This is a genomic window from Sulfitobacter sp. PR48, from assembly GCF_028807335.1.
In the GTDB taxonomy this organism is placed as follows: Bacteria; Pseudomonadota; Alphaproteobacteria; order Rhodobacterales; family Rhodobacteraceae; genus Sulfitobacter.
Genome location: NZ_JARAMM010000016.1, coordinates 73209 through 91585, shown reverse-complemented (window position 1 = coordinate 91585; position 18377 = coordinate 73209). Strand labels below are relative to the sequence as shown.

Annotated in this window: 13 protein-coding genes and 1 pseudogene; 4 read left to right on the top strand and 10 right to left on the bottom strand. The window is 59.1% G+C overall.

Features of this window, described 5'->3' with window-relative positions:
* Positions 1-6 precede the first annotated feature (6 nt).
* From PVW51_RS19130 to PVW51_RS19105, 6 genes are all read right to left on the bottom strand, one after another.
* Positions 7-1395, bottom strand: a complete 1389-nt coding sequence (locus PVW51_RS19130) for an ABC transporter permease (protein ID WP_274576824.1) — start codon at positions 1393-1395, stop codon at positions 7-9.
* The gene (locus PVW51_RS19125; RefSeq protein WP_274576823.1) at positions 1392-2756 is read right to left on the bottom strand and encodes an ABC transporter permease; all 1365 of its coding nucleotides are present in this window, start codon (positions 2754-2756) and stop codon (positions 1392-1394) included. Before PVW51_RS19125 ends, PVW51_RS19130 begins: the two co-directional genes overlap by 4 nt.
* Positions 2753-4468, bottom strand: coding sequence for a sugar ABC transporter ATP-binding protein (locus PVW51_RS19120; RefSeq protein ID WP_274576822.1), 1716 nt, complete (start codon positions 4466-4468; stop codon positions 2753-2755). Before PVW51_RS19120 ends, PVW51_RS19125 begins: the two co-directional genes overlap by 4 nt.
* 112 nt (positions 4469-4580) lie before the next feature.
* Positions 4581-5747, bottom strand: coding sequence for a substrate-binding domain-containing protein (locus PVW51_RS19115; protein ID WP_274576821.1), 1167 nt, complete (start codon positions 5745-5747; stop codon positions 4581-4583).
* 120 nt (positions 5748-5867) lie between these two features.
* Positions 5868-6731: an alpha/beta fold hydrolase gene (locus PVW51_RS19110; protein WP_274576820.1), complete on the bottom strand. Its 864-nt coding sequence runs from the start codon at positions 6729-6731 to the stop codon at positions 5868-5870.
* 30 nt (positions 6732-6761) lie between these two features.
* Positions 6762-7145: a hypothetical protein gene (locus tag PVW51_RS19105; RefSeq protein WP_274576819.1), complete on the bottom strand. Its 384-nt coding sequence runs from the start codon at positions 7143-7145 to the stop codon at positions 6762-6764.
* 217 nt (positions 7146-7362) lie between these two features.
* On the opposite strand from PVW51_RS19105, the gene PVW51_RS19100 reads away from it, so the two are divergent.
* Both PVW51_RS19100 and PVW51_RS19095 read left to right on the top strand, forming a co-directional pair.
* Positions 7363-8178 carry an IclR family transcriptional regulator gene (locus PVW51_RS19100; protein WP_274576818.1) on the top strand — a complete coding sequence of 272 codons (816 nt, stop codon included), beginning with the start codon at positions 7363-7365 and terminating at the stop codon, positions 8176-8178.
* Positions 8179-8328: 150 nt separating this feature from the next.
* Entirely contained in the window at positions 8329-10008 is a 1680-nt protein-coding gene (locus PVW51_RS19095; protein ID WP_274576817.1) for a flavin-containing monooxygenase, read from the top strand.
* 18 nt (positions 10009-10026) lie between these two features.
* Here the strand turns inward: PVW51_RS19095 and PVW51_RS19090 are convergent, their stop codons facing one another.
* The 4 genes from PVW51_RS19090 to PVW51_RS19075 form a co-directional block, all read right to left on the bottom strand.
* Positions 10027-11310, bottom strand: a complete 1284-nt coding sequence (locus tag PVW51_RS19090) for an RNA polymerase factor sigma-54 (RefSeq protein WP_274576816.1) — start codon at positions 11308-11310, stop codon at positions 10027-10029.
* The gene (locus tag PVW51_RS19085; protein ID WP_274576813.1) at positions 11279-13147 is read right to left on the bottom strand and encodes a sigma-54-dependent Fis family transcriptional regulator; all 1869 of its coding nucleotides are present in this window, start codon (positions 13145-13147) and stop codon (positions 11279-11281) included. The genes PVW51_RS19090 and PVW51_RS19085 overlap by 32 nt, the downstream gene beginning before the upstream one ends.
* A gap of 315 nt (positions 13148-13462) precedes the next feature.
* Positions 13463-15085 carry a flavin-containing monooxygenase gene (locus PVW51_RS19080; RefSeq protein ID WP_274576812.1) on the bottom strand — a complete coding sequence of 541 codons (1623 nt, stop codon included), beginning with the start codon at positions 15083-15085 and terminating at the stop codon, positions 13463-13465.
* Between the two features lie 64 nt (positions 15086-15149).
* Positions 15150-15923, bottom strand: coding sequence for an N-acyl homoserine lactonase family protein (locus tag PVW51_RS19075; protein WP_274576811.1), 774 nt, complete (start codon positions 15921-15923; stop codon positions 15150-15152).
* 438 nt (positions 15924-16361) lie between these two features.
* Between PVW51_RS19075 and istA the strand changes: the two are divergent.
* Positions 16362-17808 (top strand): annotated as a pseudogene (istA, locus tag PVW51_RS19070) (IS21 family transposase).
* Entirely contained in the window at positions 17805-18284 is a 480-nt protein-coding gene (locus tag PVW51_RS19065) for an ATP-binding protein (protein WP_274576810.1), read from the top strand. The pseudogene istA and the gene PVW51_RS19065 overlap by 4 nt, the downstream one beginning before the upstream one ends.
* The last annotated feature ends 93 nt before the right edge of the window (positions 18285-18377 follow it).

Below are 18377 nucleotides of genomic sequence, written 5' to 3'. Positions count from 1 at the left end.
CATGTTTCAGATTTGCGTGCGTATGTGCGGCGAGCGCGCGTAGAGCGCCACCATGGGCAGGATTAGCAATCCGAAGATGAATTGCTGCCATTCGAAGCTGAGCCCGATTCCGACCAGGAACGACGTCAGCACCTGCAGAACCAGAACTCCGATAACGGTAAAGCCGTAGCCGCCGACGCCTCCCAGCAAAGACGTTCCACCGACCACCACCGCGGCGATGGTCATAAAGAGGTAGGAATCGCCAATTCCGATAAAGCCGCCTCCGCTCCAGCCCAGCAAAAGGGCGCCAGTAAAGCCGGAGAAAACACCGCTGATGACGTGAACGCCGTACCAGTAGCGCCGTTCGGAGATATTTACTCGTGACGCAGAGGTGCGGTTGACCCCGATGGCGTACAGGTAACGTCCGTAGACAGTGAATTTCAGCGCCAGGATTACCAGCGTGCCCAGTACGATCCAGATCAGGATCACGGCTGGAAATTTCATACCGAAGGTGACACCGTTCATCGCCGCGATGTTGCTAAGCCACTCTGGCACCGGACCGAACAGAGAGCCGCCGTAGCGGGATCCGAAGATCGTTGCGATCTGGGTGGCGCCAGCCACTGCGAAGCCAACCCCGAGAGAAACGATCAGGGCTTGTCCCTGCAATTTGTAACTCAGAACGCCGTTCAACAGTCCGATCAGCCCGGCGGCGACGATCACCACGGCGAAGGCGAGGGAAGAATGCACGCCGAGGCTGAGAATATAGGCCAGCCCGACATTGGCACTGCCTATGACGAAAGGGATCGAGAGATCGAGCCCGCCGACGAGCGCCACCAGCGTCTGCCCGGTGCAGGCCAGCCCGAGGAATGCGGCAAAGACCAGCATGGATTTCACGTTCCCGGTTGAGGCAAAGCCCTCGACGGTCATCGACCCTACAGAAAACAGCCCCGCCAGCACCATCAGTCCGATGAACGAGCTTCGGTATTGGGCCATGTAGCGGCTGAACCGGAGGGTCAGAACGAGAATCCCGAGCAGAATTGCCGCCGATATCACGGTGTAGATGTTGAAAAATCCGGTCAGGGACACCGACAGTACGGCAAATCCCGCAACCAGCAGGCCAAAGACGACGACTGCCCACTTATGCCGGTGCCAGATGCTTAGGAACTCGTCGATAAGAGACAACTCGTCGACGCGCATCCGCATCTGCTGCGGCGTGAATTGATGGGCCAGGAAATTCCAGACCCAGACGGCGATGGCAAGGGTGCCAAGCCCGATGATGATGACAACGGGCATCGGCATGTCTTGCTGAACGCCCAGTACGATATTGGCAACAGCGATGCCTGCGCCAACCAGAAGCCCGGCCAGGCGGATGATTAGGCCAAGGCGGAGGTTCGGAGTATTGCTGTCGGTTGTCATCTGACCCCCAAGATGCTGCTGGCGCTTCCGAGACCGGTGGAGAGCGCGAAGATGAGAAGAAGGATGATCGCCGCGATGACGACGTAGACGGCGACATGCACATTCGCCCGGCTCGATCTCGAAACCAGCAGACGCAGCATCACCGGGATCGTCAGAGCAACGAAAACGACCCCGAGCCAGTAGCCGAAGAGGCTTCCCATACCCGCCGCCGGACTGTCGATGACAAGCGCGGAGTAAAGCTCAGGGGCAGAGAGTACCGGTGCCGCCTGTGCCAGGTCGCGGTAGTCGAAGACGGCATGCAGGGCGACACCCAGCGCAACGCTCGCGACCGCGATGAAGAACAGGGTGGGTGAGAAGCTGCGGATACGCCGCTGGATATGCGGCAGAGCCAGAGTAAGGACCAGCGATGCGACAAGAACAGCGCCATAGGACAGCTGGGTCACATAGCTTTGCATCGAGCCAAAGTTGAAAGTCGAGAGGCTGTAGGAAATCAGATAGATGTTCACCGCCCCAATGAGCGATCCGGCAACGCTGGCCCTCCCGCCGGCCAGCGACGCACCGCCCAGAACAAGCGCCGTTACCGCCGAGAGCGTATAGTTCGTGCCCTGTGACGGGTCTCCCGAGGAAATCAGCGCGGTAAAGCAAATCGCTGCAAGGCCGGCGTAAATGCCGGAAATCACATGCGCGCCGATCCGCACCTTGTAGATCGGAATGCCGGCCGTGTAGGCGGCGCGCTCGTCCGACCCCATAAGGCGCAGGTGCGTGTAGAAGGCAGTGCGCTTGAACAAAAGCCAACCGGCCGTCGCAAGAACCACGATCAGCAGAATGGGTGAGAAAATGGTGGTGCCGTAGCCCCAGGTCGCCATGAACTGCGGAGCCATCCCGCCCGGCCGGGGCAGGATCACCATATTGATCCCGGTCATCGCCAGATAGCCGCTAAGCGACACGATGATTGGTTGTACGCGGACATAGATGATCGCCAGCGCCATCAAAACCTGGTAGGCGACACCTGCCAGAATACAGAAGCCGAATACCACGAACAGGTTCTGCGACATGCCGTGCGCTGTCAGCTGGATTAGCGAAACGTTGATAAAGCCGATAAGCGGTCCGATTGCCAGATCGACCGTGCCGCGCCCGGCAATCACCGTTGCCATCAACGCATATGTCGCAAGGGTCAGCGGTGCGAGTACGATCATCGCACTCCCGAAACCGCTGGGAGATATCAATGCCGGCGACCGAAGTGCAGCCAGCACGAGCAGACCGAAAAGCAATGTGATCGGTATCAGAAGCCCGATGCCGGACGTATCACGGCGTCGCAGGAATACGGCCTGTGGGGTAGGGGCCGCGGCTGCGTCGCTCATTTGCGAACCTCCCCTTCGATCACCTGTCCGTTCTCTCCGAATTCGACGATACGGATGGGGCCTGGCGCGTATGGCCGCGGTGCCTTTGCGGGTTGAGGCGCGGCTGCCACGTTCGGCATCTGTGCGATCCCGGCTGCGGTCTCGGGGTCATCGCCGGCTTCCTGCCGGGGAACGCGCGTCAACGGGAAATTGTCGCTTAGACCCGCCCGGTTTGTCTGGCCGAACATGGCTTCAAGAACACGGTGATTGTCGAGCGTGTCGCCATCGAAAGCATCGAAGAGACTGCCATTGCGAAACACCATCACGCGCGAAGCGAAGCCGGGGAACTCCTCCAGTTCGCTCGACATGTAAACAACAGTATTTCCCCTTTCGGCGAAGGCACTTAGATGCTTGTGCAGTTCAGCTTTGGCCTTGCCGTCGATCCCGCGGGCCGGATCGTTGAGGATCATGATTTTCGGTCGCAGTGCGAAGCCCCGTCCGATCAGAACCTTTTGCTGATTGCCGCCCGACAAAGAGGTAATCCTGTCCCTTTTGGCGCCGAACTTGATCAGCAGGTTGGCCGCCTCGGATTTAAAGCCAGAATCCAGAGTCGGCAGATCGATGATCCCAAGCTTGCGGCCAAACGTGCGCAGCCGGTAGAGCGGCATCATCATGTTCTCGAAAATACTGAGCGACGGGAAAATACCTTCGCGCCTGCGGTCGCCAGAAACATAGGCCACGCGCGACTCCTGGGCCGAGGACAGGCTGTCGACCAGAGATGCCTTGCCGCCGCTATCGTAGACACGGATAGTGCCCGCCAGCGGTTCGATGACCCCGGCCAGCATCTGGACGAATTCGGATTGTCCTTGTCCGTCAAGCCCGGCGAGCCCGACGATTTCACCCTTGATCAGTTCAAAATCGAACGTCTCGCTGCCCGGCCAGACTGCGACGGCCTCGGCGCGCATGGCGAGTTCGGCATGTTCGGGCTTAACCGGCTCAAGCGTAGGCGACAGCTTGCCCGGATCGTCTCCGGTCATGAGCGCCAGCAGATTGTTTTCAGTAATTTTTGATTTCGAAAGAACGCCGACATCGCGCCCGTCACGCAGGACGGTGGCCTTGTCGGAAATTTCGATAAGCTCCGCGATCCGGTGCGTAACGATCAGGATCGAAACCCCGGCATCGCGCATCTGGCGCATCTTGTCGAACAGCCGCTTGGTGCTGTCGAGGTCAAGTGCCGCGGAGGACTCGTCGAGGATCAGAATCTTCGGATCGGTCAACATCGAACGTCCGATGGTGATCCATTGTCTCAGGTTCAGCGGGAGCGCCCCGACAAGCTGGTGCGGGTCGACATGTTCACCCACGAGTTCGTGCATGATGGCCTCGGCGCGCTCGACCTTTTCTTCGAAGGGCAGCGATTTGCTGAACAGCTCGTCCGCGCCCATGAAAAGGTTGTCGACAACTGAACATTCGTCGGCAACCAGCACTTCCTGAAACACTGTCGCGATTCCCAGGTTGTGTGATTCCGCCGGCGTCGAGGGCGTTTCGCCCAGGATCGAAACCGTCCCGTCATCGACGGGGAGGATGCCTGAGACAACCTTGGCAAGCGTGCTCTTGCCGCAGCCGTTGCCGCCTACGATGGCGTGGATTTCTCCCGCGCGCACCGTCAGCGATACACCATCCAGGGCACGCGTGGGGCCGAAGTACTTCTTCACACCGGACAGAGAAATGGTCACCGGCCGGCTGCGCGTCTGAGGAGTGTGCGTTATGGAAGTGGCTGCGTTCATTTCCGAACCAATCGTCGATGTCCGCTGCCCCTGGGCGGGGCAGCGGCAGTCAGGTTTGTGACTACGGCTTGTAGGCGCGCGGATCTGCTGGGTTCAGGAAGAACTGATCCAGATTTCCGCCCCAGACATTCGCACCGAGCTGCAGCCAGTGCTGGCTGTTCTCATCGCAATCCTCGGGGACGTATTCCGCCATTTGCTCGTAGTTCAGACGCACTGGGGCCATCATGACCGACGCGACCTTGGGGCCTTGGCCCTGAAGGGTGCGCATCATCAGCTCGAAGACCACCTGCAGTTCATCGCGCGGCGGCCAGGTTTGCACCGCCGACTCGGCGATATCGGGATTCTTGCGCCAGGTGCAGAGTGCCCCAAGCTCGCCGCCGATCGACACTTTGATGTCCCGGCCCGATTGCTTGACTGCGCGGAGCAGGCCCATTTCCATCGACGACTGACCGACGATCGCGTCGATTTTTCCGGGATGGGTGGCCAGCCACTTCTGCAGCTCGCCCTGAGCAACCTGGTCGGTCCACATGCCTGCGATCGTGTCTACGATTTCGATTTCGGTTCCTTCGGTCAGGCCCGCGCGAATGCCGCGGTCCTGGCTGTCCGAGGTCGAAGTTCCCGGAACGCCTTCGACGACCAGAACCTTACCCTTGCCGCCCAGTTCCTCGGCCATGGCCTGACCGACAGCAAATCCTGCGACCTGGAAGTTGACCGAAGTGTTGAGAACGACGTCGGATGACTGGTAGCCCGTGAAGGAAAAGATCGGAACGCCTCTTTCCCAGGCATACATCACCGATGGCGTCATGGCTGTGGGGTTGGAGCAGCACATGATGATTGCATCGACGCCCTGATCGACAAGCTGGCGGATCTGTTGGATCTGCACAGAGTCGTTCAGGTTCGATTCCGTCACGAGAATTTCGCTGACGAGCCCGAGGTCGTGCCACTCAGGAACGATCTTGTTCATAACTTCGTCCATGGCGTCGACGCGCCAGGTATTGCCGGCATATGAACTGGCATAGCCGATCTTCCATGGCGGTGGGTTCTTTGCCACGAAATCACGCAGACCCGACGGTCCGATCGGCTGTGCCGGATCGAGCATTTCGGGGTTGTAGAGGTAGTCGACAAGCGCGGGATCGAGCTCGTCTGTGCCTTCGGCCGAGACTGTCGAGCCGAATGTCATGAGGCCGATGGCCGCGGCCATCAAGGTTAACGTGGGTTTGAATTTCATTTCGTCCTCCCAGGTTGCTGGTTTCTTAGTTCTCTGGATCTGGCAGGCGCTTGCGATTGCGGAGCCGTTGCGCCTGCCGCCAGAGTCGTCAAAATTTTGTCTCCTCGTGCGGTTGACAGGTCATGCCGCGCTCACCCGGCTTTTGCGTTCGACAACCTTCAGGGCCTCGAGCAAATAGCGGCGGAACGCGGGATAGTTCTCGGCCATGGGCAGATGACCCAGACCGTCCAATTCGATGAAAACACTGCCCGGAATCTTCCGGGCATAGGCCTCGACCGCTTCGGGCGGGGCCAGATAATCGTAGCTTCCGGACATCAGGACGACGGGGCAGGCGCGACAATCGATATTGCCCAGCTCTTGCCTCAGGTCGTGATCGACCGAATAGAAGTAGGTGTCTCCGTGAAACGCCGCCGCGCCTTGCGATGCATGATGCATTACGAGGCGCCGGTCGCGTTCGGGGCTGTGCGGAGACAGGCTGTCCCACATGGCGGCGGGGATTGCGCGGGCCGGATTGGCACGCGGGCTGCGCCAGATTTCCTGATGGAAACCGGGGGAGTGGTGCATTGCGCCGATCGGAAGAACGGCCCGGAACCGGTCGGCATGATAGCGGGCCAGTTGCAATGCCAGATTGCCGCCGAAGGAGACACCGGAGAAGATCGGCCGTTCGAGATTAAGCGCGTCGCAGAACCGCAGGACAAATTTCATGAAATGGTCGGCGGTCAGGCGGTATTCGCTTTCCCACCAATTCCGGTTCGCCGGTGGGTCCGACTTGCCGTGATAAGCGAGGTCATAGGCGATTACGTCATAACGGCGGGTGATCTCGGAATCTTCCAGCAGGCTGCGCCACTGATGATTGTGGCTTCCAGCTGCGTGCTGGCAGACCAATGGCTGACCCTGTCCATTGCGGAGGTAAAATACCTCGTATTCAACCTCATCCACGTGAATGGTCACGTAACGTCCGACGGCCTGAGCGTGATGTGCCATATCAGAGCCTCGGTTCCTGAAGGATTGGGATCATTGCGGCAATCCCACCTGGCGCAGGAGCTCGATCTGTCGGGTGATCCCGCCGAGATTGCGCATCAAAACGGCAATATCGCCTTCGATTCGCATATCTCGCGTGGCACTGGCAGCGAAAATGCCCTGGCAGCCGGGCGCGGGGACGGTCTGAGCCATATCGCGCCACGTGGCCGCACAGGCCCGAAGCGCAAAATCGTAGCTTTCCAAGGGGCCGGGATCGGGGGTGATGCGGTGAACGCGCCCATCGACCATCTCGACTAGTGCCCGCGAGCTGCCCATGTCCAGCAGATACGAGCATGTGAAACCGCGGCCATGTGCAGAGACCACCGGATCGACATCCGACGCCGAAGCGAATTGCCCTGCCCATTCGGACGTCTGCATTCCCGGTTTCCCCCCCAGTTCCCTCGCCCCTACGCCGGGCCCTTCTTGTCGCGGCGCCGTGCGTATATGTATAAATTTCGAAATTTCGAACTTTATTTGATATGTCGAACTGTGGTCGGCAAAATAGATTCTGTCAAGCGCATTGTGTTGGGAAAGCCATTAGGTATACCTGCTGGCATCTGCGGGCCATGCGAAAGACTGTTGAAAAGGATCGAAATTGAACAAATCGACCGATCGCGGGATCGACCGGAAAAAACCGCCTGTTATCCCCGAAACACCCACGCCGGCGATTGCCCGGGGGGCGGCGATTCTCGATTTTGTTGCGGCGTCGTCGACGTCGGTGACGGCTCAGATGATCTCGGAAGGTCTTGGACTGCCCAAGAGCAGCGTGCACAATCTTTGTTCCACGCTCGTTACCCTGGATATGCTGTCGCGCCGCGGCAATCAGTCCTATGTTGTCGGCCCGCATGTCATGCGCTGGTCCCGTGCATTCAGCCAACGTGCTGATGTCGCAACGGAATTTGCTCATGTTCTGGATGACTCGACGCCCGTTTTAGACGCGGTGATTACACTTTCTCTGCGTGAGGGAGACGAGGTGATGCTGATCGCGGTGCGCAATGCAGGGGCTCTTGTCGGCGGCGGGCTGCGTATCGGACAGCGGCTGCCGCTCGCCTTTTCGGCGATGGGCAAAGCGTTCCTAAGCCACATTTCGGATGCCCGGATCGAGCAGATGTTCGAAGACGGGTTTCCCGCGCGGCCCACGGGGTTGTCAGCGCAGTCCGTCAAGGTTCTGATCGCCCAGGTGCGCCGCTGCCGGATCGAAGGCCATGCCACGGATGACCAGGAATGCCGTGATGGGGTCCGCTCATTTGCAAGTACGGTGCTCGATGCGTCTAATCAGCCGGTCGCGGCAGTTGCCGTTTCCATCTCATCAGACGATCCCGATCTGGATCGGAATCAGGAAGTTGCCGCGTTCACGCGATTGACCGCACAGAAAATTTCCAGCCGTTTGGGGGCCGATCTGGGCGAATGATCCTCCGTTCGCCGCGGTTCCAGGCGGTTTGCCCCGGACCGACAGCCCGCCTCGCTTTGGCGCGCTAGGATCAGGACTTGTCGGGCATTGATCTACACGCTAGTGTTCGCGGGCGGAGCCGACCCCAATGTTATGCATAGGAGAAAGCTCATGAACGTCATATCCCCGAGGATGGGGAAATCCGGCGCCGATTTCGATGCTATCGTCGTAGGCGCGGGTTTCGGCGGAATGTACACCATTTACAAGCTGCGCGACGAACTTGGCCTGTCTGTTCAGGCTTATGAAAACGCCAGCGATGTGGGTGGCACCTGGTTCTGGAACCGCTATCCCGGCGCGCTGTCAGATACCGAAAGTTTCGCGTACCGCTATTCCTTCGACAAGGAAGGCCTGAAGAACGCCAAGTGGAAGACCCGCTATCTGACCCAGCCGGAAATCTTCGGTTATCTTCAGGATTTTGCCACCCGTTACGACATTCGCCGCAGCTATCAGTTCAACACCAAGGTGACGGCTGCGAATTTCGACGAGGCGGCTGGCCTTTGGCGTGTCACCACTGACAGAGGTCAGCAGGTGACTGCTAAATACCTGATCACCGGTCTGGGGCTGCTGTCGGCCACGAATACTCCGCCTTTCAAAGGTATCGATAAGTTCAAGGGCGACATTTTCCATACCGGCAACTGGCCGGAAGGCATCGACCTGTCGAACAAGCGGGTCGGGGTCATCGGGACCGGATCGACCGGTGTGCAGCTGATCATCGCGCTGGCCCCTGTCGTCAAGCATCTGACCGTATTGCAGCGTTCCGCCCAGTATGTTGTGCCGATTGGCAATTGGCCCGAGGACGAGGCCCGAATCAACGAATACAAGGTGCGCTACGATGAAATCTGGGAACAGGTGAAGAATTCCGTGGTCGCTTTCGGCTTCGAGGAAAGCACCGTTCCGTTCCATTCGGTATCGCCGGCGGAACAGCAGCAGATATTCGAGAATATCTGGAATAAGGGCGGCGGATTCCGCTTCATGTTCGAGACATTTTCCGACATTGCCACCGATCGGGACGCGAACAACGCCGCGGCGGACTTTATCAAGAGAAAGATCGCCAAGATCGTTAAGGATCCGGAGACGGCGAAAAAGCTGATGCCCAACGATCTTTACGCCAAGCGTCCGTTGTGCGCGGTCAACTACTACGACGTGTACAATCGATACAATGTCACCCTGAAGGACGTGAAATCCGATCCGATCGCCGAGTTTACCGAGCGCGGTGTCCGGCTTGAAAGCGGTGACATGTCAGAGCTTGACGTGGTCGTATTCGCTACCGGCTTCGATGCGGTTGACGGGCACTATACCCGGATGAATCTGACGGGACGGGAAGGGGTCTCGATCAAGGAAAAATGGAGCGACGGACCTCTGGGTTATCTCGGCATGATGGAAGCCGGGTTCCCCAATTTCTTCATGATCCTTGGCCCCAACGGCCCCTTCACGAACCTGCCGCCAGCCATTGAGACTCAAGTGGAGTGGTTCTCGGACGCTATCAAGATGATGGAGGAGAACGGCCACGCGACGATGGAGCCGAAACAGGCCGCGGCGAATGAATGGGTCGAAACCTGCCGCGACATCGCCGACATGACGTTGTTTCCACAGGCGGAAAGCTGGATTTTCGGAGCCAACATTCCAGGTAAGAAAAACGCAGTGATGTTCTATCTCGGAGGTATCGGCAATTACCGGACTGCGCTTCAGTCGGTGGTCAATGACGGGTATTCGACAATGATGTTCGACCGTTTCAATGTCAGACAGGACGGCCCTGCACACTGGAGGCGGCTAAGTACCTCGCTCAAATAGATGCGTGCGCGTTCCGCTTTAGGAGATATCGGCCCCGGCTCGGCGCAGTGCCGTGCGGGGCCGGTGCTTGCAGACCGTACGGCGTGCAACCAATAGTCCATGTATTGCGAGCTCTTCAGCGATTTCACGGTCGCTGAGGCGTTCGGGATGGGTGCGGCAAATCTCGGCGATCCGGTGTTGCAGCTCCAGAGACGTAACCGGCCCTTGGTTGCCGGTACCGATCCCTCGGAAGAACAGATCCGAAAAAGCGAACCTGCCGCCTTCAATGCCCAGGGTCAGGTGTTTTCGAATGCGCCCGACTGTTGTTTCGTGCAAGGAAAGGTCGTGCGCCAGAGCCGATGCGGTCAGAACCTGCGGATAGGCGATATCGCCGTTCAGAAAGCCAGCTTGCACATCCAGTGCACTTTTTGCCACGAGGAAAATCATTGTATCTCGTGCTTCGAAAGTCCGCAGCTCGCGCAGGGCGCCTGAGATCAGGCTTTTGTCGGTGCACGTTGCCAGCGACAAAGTCGGTTTCAGATAGCTGTTGCGTTCCAACTGCCACTGCCCGGCCTCGTCCTTGAAAAGGAACATGTCAGGTCCGGGCGGCGCGATCGGGCCGGCCTCGAAATCCGCGCCGGGTTTTGGATTAAGGCCCCGCAGCCTTCGGATCATCGCGGCAAGGGTGTCGAGAGGTACTGCGCATTCCCGGGCCAGCTCAGCCAACGAGCCAGCCGCCAGAAGTGGCAACCGCGACAGGAGCGCCCGCATTTGGTCGGTCAGGGCATCCTGTGCGGCAAGCTGAAGCGAAAGGCACTCGGCGAGCGAACGCGCGAACAGCCCGGAAGGCTCGGCATCCTGCAGCGCCAACAGCACGGTCTCTGCAACGGGCGCATCTGTTCCGGCGAAAGCCGCGATTTCTGTGACATTGGCGCCGACCCAACCTGATGGCTCGAGAACTTCCAGCCATTTGTGAGCGATGGGATGCAACGCGCGATCCTTCACCAGAAGCGGGATTTGCGCGGCGACGTGGGTGTAGAGAGAGGTCTGCGGGACCGCAATGTTCAGCACCGTTCGACTTGATTTACTCAGGAATGCGGGCGGCGGGCGATGTCTTGGAGGATCGGCGATGTCAAACGATACCGCCAACGCAGGGTTGTGACCGGCGGATACCACAACTGCCTCGACATGTTCGTCTTCCGAGAGCGCGCAGGTTTGAACAAAGGAAAGAACGCCCGGCGCCGTTTTCGCTGCCGCGCGCTGTCCGGTCTGCAGCGACAGACCGGGCCGGTCAGTCAAGCGCAGGGGAGCGATCTCGGGCAATCCGCCGGTAAAGCGTTGAACGCGGTATATCCAGCTCTTCGGCGGCCTTGGCCACCGATCCTTCGTGGCGCGCCAGTGACCGTTCGATCGCATCGCGCTCAATCTCGGCCAGGGTGAGATGGCCCATGTCGACCTTGTCTTCATTCTCGAAGGGTGCGACCGGAAGGCCAAGCGCATAGCGTTGCATGAACGATTTCAACTCCCGCACATTCCCGGGAAAATCGTGGTTCATCAAGAAGTTGAGTGTATTGCTGTCAATATCGCTGATATCGGTTTCCTTGCTTATCTGGCCTAGAATGCGATAGCTCAGCGGAACGATATCCGCGGGCCGCTCGCGCAATGGCGGCACATGTAGACGCGCTACGTTCAGCCGGTAGAAGAGATCCGACCGGAACTTTCCTTCCTGGACCAGTTCCTCAAGCGGTTGGTGCGTCGCGGCAATGATGCGCACATTGATTTCGCGCCCCTTGCTTTCGCCGATCCTCGACACTTGTCCGGTTTCCAAAAATCGCAGCAGGTAGGGCTGCATTTCCAGCGGCATGTCTCCGATCTCGTCAAGGAACAGTGTTCCGCCGGCGGCATCTTCGATCCGTCCGGACATGCCCCCGCGCCGGGCGCCGGTAAATGCACCCTCGACATAGCCAAACAGCTCCACGCCGATCAGGTCGCGCGGAATGGCCGAGCAGTTCACCGCGACGAAAGGTTTGCCTTTCTGGTCGCTCGACTGATGGATCGCCGAGGACAACACCTCTTTACCGACCCCGGTTTCGCCGGTGATCAGGACTGGCACATCGGCTTTCGCGAGAACGGCGGCTTTGTCCACAAGATCGGTTTGCGACGGGCAGACCTCAACGAACTTGGCCAGGGGTTCGGGCATCGAGGCGCTGTGCCGGACGGGCTTGCGCTTACCAACATGGATGGCAGCACCGATCAGTTCACCGTCGGAATGAATCCACTCTATTTCTCCGCCGCGCAAGGCTTCATGCGTGAGATCCAGCGACCAGCTTTCGGGGGACAGCCCCTGCAAGCCGGGGACAAACCCGCCCTGGTCCAGCTTGGCCTTATCCAGGCCGCCCCAGCCATTGCGCCGGATGATTTTTCCCCGCCAGTCGACCATGACGAGACCCGTATTGTTTGCAGGGCGCTCGTGAAAACTGTCGATCAGGGTAAGCTGATCGATGAGGTCCAGTTTCGACAGTTCGCTTTCAATTCGCTCTACCAGTGCCGAGATGACCGCGCCCGCTCGCAGAGCGATAGTTTCGGCGGGTCCGGTGAGATCGACAACGCCCAATACAGAATGATCGACCGGGTCGCGAATGACGTCGGCCGCACAACTCCAGCTCTTGCCGGCGGCGCAGAAATGCTCGTGGCCGTGAATCATCACCTCGCGCTGTTCCTTGAGTGCCGTGCCGACAGCATTGGTCCCGATCTGAAGCTCGTCCCATGTGGCGCCGACCATCACGGCGTTCGCCGCCAGATCGTCAGAGAGTGAATCGTCGCCGTCGATGAAGATAAGCTGACCTTTGCGGTCGGTCCCGATGAGGATGGATTGCGCTTCGTCAAGGTAGTGCCCGACGGATTTCAGTGACGTCCGTATCACGCTTTGCATGCGGCTTTCGCTGATCGTAGGGCCTTCGCTCTCGTTCAAGGGTCCGACCGGAGCAGCCGCTTTCGTCGGGTCGAGCCCATAGCCCAGACAACGTCGCCAGCTATCGATGACGACCGGCCTGACCATGCTCTCGCCGACTTCGTCGCCGCTGAGCAACTTATCCCAGTGCCTTTCCAAATCGTATATGTATTCGCGAGAGTGCAACTTTGCGATTTCTGTGACAGCCATCCCTGAACCTGTGTGAAAAACTCCTGTCCTTCGGAGGGCCGATGTTAAAGCATGAACTCTTGCATGTAAAATGGTGGTTTATGCTGTGATGCAGCATGAAATTAGCGCATTTGTCTGTTTTTGCTGCCTTCGGAGGAAGGTGGCAGACCCGACAGGAACTGCGACGCCTTCGCCTTTGGCGGAAGTTTCGCCGGGGGGCTGTTGGTCCGGGCCAGGCGTCCGCCGCGGGGAATGTCTCATGACGGTCGCCAAGAGTTGGCCCGGTCGCCGGAACCTGCGAATTGGGAACAAAAGCTGCCATTGTTCCCTCCGACATCATGTCATCTGGCTGAAGCCCGGGTACCCGCTTTCGGCTTCCTTCCGGATGGCTTTCAGATAGGTCGGCACTCCGCCCGGATAGATCAGAAACTCGCGGGTTTTTCCGGGAATATTTGCGCCGACATACCACGAGTCGCCTTGCGGAAAGAGCGTCTGGTCGGCGATTTCAATGGTGGTTCGGGCCCAGTTCGCGGAAGCTTCGGTGTCGGCTTCGATCCGGCTCACCCCTTTTTGGTCCATATCTTCGATGAACTGGATGATCCAGTCGCCCTGAAGCTCGGCGCAGGTGGGGCCGTTGCAGAAACCAGATGGGCTTTGCGGGCCGTAGGACATTAGCAGATTGGGGAAGTCCGGTATCGCCATGCCCAAGTGCGTCGTAATACCCTTTGACCAATGCTGGCGCAGGTTGCGCCCATCGGTGCCTTTGATGTCGATCTGCGTCATGCCGCCCGATACAGCATCAAAGCCGGTGGCATATACGATGATATCGAACTCCCTTTCCTTGCCGCCAGAGAAGATGCCCCTGTCGTAGATACGGTCGATCGGATATTTGTTGACGTCCACCAACTCCACATTGTCTTGATTGAAACATTCGTAGAAATGCTGTTCCAGGCAAGGCCGCTTCACGCCGAAGGGGTGCGGAGGGTCCGTCGGTGCGAGAAGTTCGATCAGTTCCGGCTTTTTGATCCGCTTGCGGGTCTGGTCGCGCCAGTAGTCGTACTCCGCGCGGTTTGCGGCCGGGTTCGACAGCACGTCGTTGAAATTGCCCAGCCACCAGTTGAAGGCGCCCATCTCCCAAATTTCCTGGAATGTCGCCTTGCGCTCCTCCTCCGAAGATTCCGCCCAGGTCCGGGGGTGGAAGTCGAACTCAAAACCGGCAAAGGTGCGCGGTCTGGTTTCGAAGATTTCAGGATAATGTGCCTTCATCTGGACATTGTCGGCCTTGCTCAGCTTCTTCTGCCGCATGGGAATTGTCAGGTTCGGAGTCCGCTGAAACACAGTAACCTGCCGGGCCGTTTTCGAGGCTTCCTGAAGAATCTGAACCGCGCTGGCACCCGTGCCTATGATCGCGATGCGCTTGTCATCCATGTCCAGGCCATATTGCGGCCAGTGCGCGGAATGGTGGGCGACGCCGCGAAACGTGTCCCGCCCCGGAAAATTGGGGATCACAGGCTTTGACGCAAACCCCAGACAGGGGACGAAATACCTGCAGGTAATTGTTTCGCCGTCGTCCTTGTGAACCTTCCAAACACGCTGGCGCTCGTCGAACTCGGCGCCGTTGACTCGCGTGTCGAACTGACAGTCTTTGCGAACGCGCCATTTCTTATCGACATGGTGGAAATACTTTCGCAGCTCGACCCAGGACGGGAATTTCTCGTTGAAATCCCAGTCTTGCCACAGCTCGGGATCGGAGAACTGGTAGATCGCGCCGATGCTGTCGACGCGCGCGCCCGGATAGCAATTCCAGTGCCAAACGCCTCCGAGGTCGTGACCGGCTTCGATAAGGCGAGTTTTGTAGCCGTGTTTGCGCAGGTGATAGAGAAGGTAGACGCCGGCGAAACCGGCCCCAACGAGCACAACGTCGAAATCCGCTGTGCTGTTCTTTGCCTTGGTAGTCATAATCGCTCCCCACGATTTGCCCGCCCCTCGTTCATGGAGCGGTGTTGTCCTGATGTCCCGGATGTCAGTCCCAGTAACGGCCGCCTTGCGGCAGGGCATTGAATTCGCTCGGTTCATGGCAGAGGTAGAGCGGAATTCCCGACCGTTCGAGCTGCTTGATCTTCTTGCGTGACGAGGTCATGGCGTGACAGCTCCAGTCCCACGGCATGGGGATCAACGCTTCGAACTGGTCGCGCTGGTGCGCGACGTCCGCGCCCAGAATGAATCGCCCGCGATGCTGAAGGGTCACGACCAGAACCTGCATGCCCGGGGCGTGGCCGGGTGCCTTGATCAGGCGGAATGTACCGTCGCCGAAAACATCGTGGTCGCCATCGATCAGCAGGACATTCAGTTTGTGAATGTCGCGGAAGTCGTTCTGCACATAGACCGGGCGGGTCCATTCGTCAGGGAAAAGCGCATACTGTAGTTCCGCGCGCTGCATGATGTGCACGGCGTTGGGAAAGTAGCTCATTCCGCCCGCGTGATCGAGATGCAGGTGCGAATAGATGACATACCGAACGTCCTTGGGCTGGATGCCCATGAAATCCAGCTGCCGGTCGATGGCATGGTTGCGTGTGAAGCCCTGAGCGCCGAAGGCGTCACGGATGCCCGCGCCCCAATAACCTTCGGCTTCTTCCGGGTCGGCCACGGCATGATTGCACCCGGTATCCCACAGGATCACCCCGTGTTGCGGGTGCTGAAAAATGGCAACCGTGGTCGGAATCGATACCGTGCCTTCCGCAAAGGCTACCAGTTTCGCCTTTTCAAGCGTCAATGGCCCGCAGTCGACCACGGACATTCTTGGTCCTGGTTTCATTCACTCCTCCCAACTGAGTAGGACTCAGGGAGCAGGTTGTGTGCCAAAATCGCAGAGAGGCATAAATATCAATTAAAACAAATAACTATTGGAAATTCTTGAGCGTTTTGGATTTCAAAATGAGAATCCTGATATGAGTGGAGTCTCAATTTGGGAATGGCTCGCGCGCCGATCCTCTCGTCAAAATTGTAAAGCGGGCTGATGCGCGATTCTTCCGAAACATGCCTGGAAAAAGTGAGGGCGCCCGAGCGCTCTCAGGTGTGAATCCCGGAGACAAAATGGACAGCGGGAACGGTCGGGTGATCTGACCGTCGCGGAGTAAAATTCCGCATCTTGTGCCTGAGGCAACGAGCTGAAGGCAGGGAGATGTATGCTGTGGAGCTTTACAACCGGGTACGCCTTGCGTGCCATGTTTAAGGAATGAGCAAGAGCGAGGCGGTGCGACTGTTCAACATCGACCGCAAGACGGTCGCGAAGATACTGGAGCACTCGGTGCCGCCTGGGTATCGTCGGTCGAAGCCGCCGGTCCGACCGAAGCTTGATCCCTTCATTCCGATCATTGACCAGATACTGGAGGAGGACAAAACCCAGTTGAAGAAGCAGCGGCACACGGCGAAGCGTATTTTCGAGCGTCTGCGCGACGAGCACGGGTTCACAGGCGGCATCATCATCGTCACCGACTATGTCCGGGAGAAGAAGCGCCGGACGCGGGAGGTGTTCGTACCGCTCACTCATCCGCCGGGGCACGCGCAGGTCGACTTCGGAGAGGCGGTCGGCGTGATCGGCGGCGTCAAACGCAAACTGCACTACTTCGCGATGGTCCTGCCACATTCGGATGCCCTGTTAATCAAGGCGTATCCGGCCGAGACGACCGAGGCGTTCTGTGATGGGCACGTCTCGGCCTTTGACTTCTTCGGCGGTGTGCCGGCGTCGATCCTTTACGACAACACCACCATCGCGGTGGCGAAGATTCTCGGCGACGGCAGCCGCAAGCGCACCCGGGTGTTCTCGGAACTGCAGTCGCATTACCTGTTCGAGGACAGGTTTGGCCGGCCGGGCAAAAGGGAACGACAAGGGCAACGTGGAAGGTATGATCGGCTTCGGTCGGCGGAACTACATGGTGCCGATGCCATGCTTCGAGAGCTTCGAGGCGCTGAGCGCCTGCCTGGAGGCGCAATGTCTCAAGCGTCAGGACGAGGTCCTTCGCGGTTACGCCGAGACGGTCGGTCAGAGACTTCTCCGTGATCTCGATGCCATGATGGCCTTGCTGGCAGTACCCTACGATGCCTGCGACAAGATCAGTACGCGAGCCACCTCGATCTCGATGGTGCGCTACCGTGGCAACGATTACTCGGTGCCAGTTGCCTACGCCCATCGCGAGGTCCAGGTCCGCGGCTATGTTGGCGAGGTTGTCATCGGTTGCGGTGCCGACGTGATCGCGCGGCATCGGCGGTCCTACGAGAAGGCCGACATGATCTTCGATCCGATCCACTTCCTGCCGCTGCTGGAGCAGAAGGTCGGGGCCCTGGACCAGGCCGCGCCGCTGCAGGGCTGGGCCCTGCCCGGAGAGTTTGCCACCCTGCGCCGACTGCTGGAGGCTCGGATGGGCAAGAATGGCAAGCGCGAGTACGTCCAGGTCCTGAGGCTGCTTGAGACCTTCGAGATGGATCACGTCCATGGTGCCGTGCGCCAGGCCCTCGATCTCGGGGCGATCGGCTACGACGCGGTCAAGCACCTGGTGCTTTGCCGCATAGAACGCCGGCCGCCGCGGCTCGACCTCGACATCTATCCCTACCTGCCCCGGGCGCGGGTCCAGACCACGAAGCCGGCCAGCTACATGAGTCTGCTGTCCGGAATGGCGAGATGAGCGACACGCCGCAGGTGCTGCTTCAGCACCATCTCAAGAAGCTCAAGCTGCCCACTTTCCAGTCCGAGCACGCCAAGCTTGCGCGGCAGTGCGCCGCCGAAGGCCGGGACCATGTCCAGTACCTGCTACGGCTCTGCGAACTGGAACTGATCGAGCGGGAACGCCGAATGATCGAGCGCCGCCTGCAGCGTCTGCAGAAGACCATCGCCGACCAGGACCTGCTGATCATCGACGAACTGGGCTTCGTGCCGCTCTCGAAGACCGGCGCCGAACTGTTCTTCGAGATCATCTCGCAGCGCTACGAGCGCGGGTCCATCATTCTCACCTCGAACCTGCCATTCGACGAATGGACCGAGGTCTTCGGTTCCGAGCGCCTCACTGGCGCAATCTTGGATCGCCTGACACACCACGTCCACATCCTCGAAATGAACGGCGAGAGCTTCTGGCTACGTCAAAGCCGAAACGCCAAAATTTGACCTCGCGAAGTCAAGGTCAAAAAACTGGCCTGCGGCCAGGGCGCCTTGACGCGCGTCAGCTATCTGGAGAGCACGCGCGCCAAGGCGCCCATC